The organism is Actinomycetota bacterium (assembly GCA_036280995.1).
GTDB lineage: Bacteria > Actinomycetota > CALGFH01 > CALGFH01 > CALGFH01 > CALGFH01.
In genome coordinates this window covers 1-3,229 of sequence record DASUPQ010000783.1, presented here as the reverse complement: position 1 = coordinate 3,229, position 3,229 = coordinate 1, and the positions used below count along the sequence as shown (strand labels likewise).

At 73.3% G+C, this 3,229-nt stretch carries 3 protein-coding genes; 2 read left to right on the top strand and 1 reads right to left on the bottom strand.

Annotation, left to right across the window (positions count from 1 at the left end):
* Window positions 1–72 precede the first annotated feature (72 nt).
* Together VF468_26180 and VF468_26175 are read left to right on the top strand one after the other, a co-directional pair.
* Window positions 73–174, top strand: a complete 102-nt coding sequence (locus tag VF468_26180) for a hypothetical protein (GenBank protein ID HEX5881775.1) — start codon at window positions 73–75, stop codon at window positions 172–174.
* Between the two features lie 82 nt (window positions 175–256).
* A complete protein-coding gene (locus VF468_26175) occupies window positions 257–1,525 on the top strand; it encodes a hypothetical protein (protein HEX5881774.1) in 1,269 nt (422 codons plus the stop codon).
* Between the two features lie 56 nt (window positions 1,526–1,581).
* Here the strand turns inward: VF468_26175 and ettA are convergent, their stop codons facing one another.
* On the bottom strand, window positions 1,582–3,225 hold the full coding sequence (gene ettA, locus VF468_26170) for an energy-dependent translational throttle protein EttA (GenBank protein HEX5881773.1): 1,644 nt from the start codon (window positions 3,223–3,225) through the stop codon (window positions 1,582–1,584).
* Between the last annotated feature and the right edge of the window lie 4 nt (window positions 3,226–3,229).

Genomic DNA, 3,229 nt, shown 5'->3' with positions numbered 1-3,229 from the left:
CTGGCCGAGAAGCCCACCGCCTGGCGGTACGGCTACGAGCTGTGCCAACAGCTCGGCCTCAAACCCGGCTCGATGTACCCGATCTTGATGCGGCTGGCCGACCGGGGCCTGCTGGAGACCACCTGGGACACCGACACCCCCGCCGCCGGCCGCCGCGCCATCTGTATCGGCTGACCGGCGCCGGCCGGGCGCTGGCGACCGACCTCGCCGCGGCCCCAGCTCGACGGCCGGACCTGCAGGCGAGGTGGCAGGGCGCATGAGCCGGACCCGGCGCAGGTTGCAGATCACCACGGCCGCAGCGGTGGTGGCGGCGTGGGCGGTGCTCTACGTGGTCGTCATCACGACCGCCCCGCTGTCGTACGATCCCGCGACTGAGTCCGCGGCCAAGGTCAACCGCGAGTTCGCCCTGCTCCTGGTCATCCCCACGGCCCTCTGGGTGGCCGCAGCGGCGCTGTTGGTGGATCACTGGTGGTCCCGGACCGGCGTTCGTCTGTCCGCGATGGACCCGCCGGGGCGGCTGCTCGCGGTCGCGGTGGCGACCCTCCCCGACCACCGGCGCGAGTGGGGGATGGCGATGCACGCCGAGCTGGCCGAGGTACGGGGACGGTCGGCCCGCTGGCAGTTCGCGCTCAGCAGCGCCCGGGCCGTGCTGCGACTGCCGCCCTTGGGTGGCTGGCCGGTGCTCGCGCTGGCGACCGGGGTGGCGGCGGCGGCCGTCGCGGCCACCGGGCTGGCGGCCGAGGCGGCGGTACCCGGGTTGGGTGTGTTCGCGGTGAGCTTCGCCGGGCTGGTCGGTGCCATGGTGGTCCTGGCCGTCGCGCGCTTGCGCCGCATGAGCATGCCGGTGCCCGCTCCGACCCTCCTGGTGACCGGTGGGGTGGCCGCGGCCATCACCATGACCGTGATCTTCCTGCTCCGGGACCCGGCCGCGGCCAGGTACCTGCCCCGGGCCGACGCGGTGTTCCTGGCTGCCGTCCTGGCCGGCTGTCTGTGGATCGCCGTAGCGGCGCCCCGGCCGCTGGGCACCATCCGTCTGGCGCCGCACCTCGGCGTCGCCGCCGCTGTCATCCTCGTGGCCGGGCAGCTGCTGCTGACCCGCGCCTCCTTCGACCCGCGCATCGAGCCAGCAGACCAGCAGCTGATCCAGTGGCTGGCGGCCATGTGGTTCTGGTTCGGACCGGTCGCCGTCTTCTTCTTCCCCGCGTTCGCGGCCGGGTGGGCCGGCCGGTCGTTCCGCTGTGGCGTGCGGGCCGGCATCTGGGCGGGCATCGCCAGCCTGCCGCTCACCTACGCCCTTTGGCTGCACGAGGCGCTGCGACTGTACGCGATCAACGGCGGGCTGCTCTGGTTCGGCGACGGCGCTCCCGAAGGCGAGAACCTGGGCGCCGCCCTGTTCTGGACGCTCCGGTTCGCCCCCCTGCTCGGACTCCCGTTCGCGGTGATCGGCGCCGCCACCGGAGCGAACGCCGCCCGCCCTCCGGCTGCGCAGGCTCAGCCCGCCGGCGGCGCCACGATCAAGCCGTAGCCCGGCGCGGGGATGCCCGCCCAGCCGGTCGACGAGCACCATCCAGGATCAACGCCCTAGTCGCGAACCAGCTTCCGGTAGGTGTACCGGTGGGGACGCGTCGCCTCCGGGCCCAGGCGGCGGACCTTGTCGGTCTGGTAGTCGGCGAAGTTGCCCTCGAACCAGACCACGCGGCTGTCGCCTTCGAAGGCGAGCATGTGGGTGGCGATCCGGTCCAGGAACCAGCGGTCGTGGCTGATCACGACCGCGCAGCCGGGGAAGTCGAGCAGGGCGCTCTCCAGGGAGCGGAGGGTGTCGACGTCCAGGTCGTTGGTGGGCTCGTCAAGGAGGAGAAGATTCCCGCCCTCGCGCAGGGTCAGGGCCAGGTTGAGGCGGTTGCGCTCGCCGCCGGAGAGGACCCCGACCGGCTTCTGCTGGTCGGTGCCCTTGAAGCCGAAGGTGGCGACATAGGCCCGGGTGGGCATCTCGCGGCCGCCGACGCGGAAGTGGTCGAGGCCGCCGGAGATGGCCTCGAACACCGTCTGGGACCCGTCCAGGCGGGAACGGTCCTGGTCGACGTAGGCCAGCTGCACGGTCGGGCCCAGCCGCAGCTCGCCCCGGTCCGGGCGTTCCTCGCCGGTGACCAGCTTGAACAGGGTGGTCTTGCCGGCGCCGTTGGCCCCGATGACCCCGACGATGCCGCCGCGGGGGAGGCTGAACGACAGGTCGTCGATCAGCAGCCGGTCGCCGTAGCCCTTGGTCAGCCCGGCCGCCTCCACGACCACGTCGCCGAGGCGGGGGCCGGGCGGGATCTGGATCTCGTCGAAGTCGACCGGGCGGTCGCGCTCGGCCGCGGCGGCCAGCTCCTCGTAGCGCCGCAGCCGGGCCCGGCCCTTGTCGTGGCGGCCCTTGGTGCCGGCCCGGACCCACTCCAGCTCCCGCTCCAGGACCCGCTTGCGCCCGGCCGAGGTCCTGGACTCGGCGGCCAGGCGGGCCGACTTGGTCTCCAGGTAGGTGGAGTAGTTCCCCTCGTACGGGTAGGCGCGGCCCCGGTCCAGCTCCAGGATCCAGCCGGCGACGTTGTCGAGGAAGTAGCGGTCGTGGGTGACGGCCAGGACCGTGCCCGGGTAGGCGGCCAGGTGCTGCTCCAGCCACTGCACGCTCTCGGCGTCCAGGTGGTTGGTGGGCTCGTCGAGCAGGAGCAGGCCGGGCCGGGACAGCAGCAGCCGGCAGAGCGCGACCCGGCGCCGCTCCCCGCCGGACAGGGTGGTGACGTCGGCGTCGCCCGGCGGCAGCCGCAGGGCGTCCATGGCCATCTCCAGCTGGGCGTCCAGGTCCCAGGCGCCGGCTGCCTCGATGGCGTCCTGCACCTTGGCGTAGTCGTCCAGCAGCTTGTCCATCTCGTCGGGGCCGGCCTCGCCCAGGCGGAGGCTCAGCTCCTCGAACCGGGCCAGCAGGGCCCGGGTGGGGGCCACGCCCTCCTCGACGTTGCCGAACACGTCCTTGGCCGGGTCCAGGACCGGCTCCTGGAGCAGGATCCCGACGCTGGCCCCGGGGGCCAGGGCGGCCTCGCCGTTGGAGATCGTCTCCAGCCCGGCCATGATCTTCAGCACCGTCGACTTGCCGGCGCCGTTGGGCCCGACCACGCCGATCTTGGCCCCGGGCAGGAAGGCCAGGGTGACGTCGTCGAGGATCAGCTTGTCCTGGTGCGCCTTGCGCACCCGC